Origin of the sequence: Legionella sp. km772 (genome assembly GCF_003989735.1) — a bacterium.
Classification (GTDB): Bacteria; Pseudomonadota; Gammaproteobacteria; order Legionellales; family Legionellaceae; genus Legionella.
Genome location: NZ_RZGQ01000364.1, coordinates 1 through 1,179 on the forward strand (window position 1 = coordinate 1; position 1,179 = coordinate 1,179).

Consider the following 1,179-nt stretch of genomic DNA (forward strand, 5'->3'; position numbering starts at 1 on the left):
AAATCAAATAATCACTATAAAGATCAAGCATATCCATTTAATTCCCTCCCTAAAATTAAGGGCGGAATTCTAATGCTTTTTAGTCAAACTACAAGTTTATGTGCGTAACATGAGTGAATAAATTGAGTTATCTAGTAATTATCACTCTTTATTGTATAAATAGTTATGCTTCTTCTTTGCAGGCGGAAAATATACTTATAAAGCATGATGAAGTAGCCCTTAAAATTTATGATCAACTAAAAAATAAATACATCAGCAACACCGACCCCCTGCTTATTGCGCAAGGTGACCAATTCATTTTATACCATCAAGGTAAGATAAGGACTTTTTCTGTTTATTCTCCACAATATAATGATTTAAAAAGCGTCTCGCATGTGGTTTTAGCCACCTTTGCTCTGTTTAACCCTCTTAATCATTTTCCCCAGAATAAAACTGCAGTGATGCAATACAGAAAGTTATTAATCGAAACGGGAAATGCGATTGTTCAGCTTCCTTTAAATAAGGAAGAAAAAATGAGGCAGAAAAAAATTATTTACCTAACTGATGAGTTCATCCAGAAGGCCCTCCGCGAGAATAGTTGTTCCACTGGACAGCTGGAACATTTTTTTCAGGACATTGCACCTTTAATAAAACTAAATATGAGGGATGCTGTGCAAGCACAATTAAATACTATCGATAAGCAAATGATTATCATTGAAAAAAGCTTAAGCAAGGAGGAGCGTGGAAAATTATTTGTGGTTATTCCTGTTTCAAAAGCCCCGAGGAAAGATAATTTATTAGGGCAATATTTCTCTAAACGTTTAAAGGCGCCGATGGATAGCGCAAGGTTAATTTTTGCCGAAGGCTTAACTGATAAGCAAGATATTCTTACCTTAGTGGGGGCTTGGCAAATTGAAGCAGATTTATCAAAGCTGTTTTTCCTCAATCCGGATAGCATGAAAAAGGATATATTAGGCGCAGATGCTAAAGATCAATTAGAAAGTCATTAAAAAAAGCCTGAAATGATAGAGAGCCTTTAATTAGTGCAGTACAAATTAAAATACGTTCAGACTTTCTCTTAATGATATAGGCGCGGATTTTTAGACGAAAAAAAGGTATTTTTAAGAGCTATTCTTCTAATATAAGAGGGGAATAGAATGACCAAAAAGCGAAATTATTACACTGCATCAAAAAAATCAA

At 34.3% G+C, this 1,179-nt stretch carries 1 protein-coding gene; it reads left to right on the forward strand.

Annotation, left to right across the window (positions count from 1 at the left end; genetic code table 11):
• Positions 1–122: 122 nt before the first annotated feature.
• Complete coding sequence (locus ELY15_RS15920; RefSeq protein WP_127101755.1) at positions 123–989, forward strand: hypothetical protein; 867 nt, start codon at positions 123–125, stop codon at positions 987–989.
• The last annotated feature ends 190 nt before the right edge of the window (positions 990–1,179 follow it).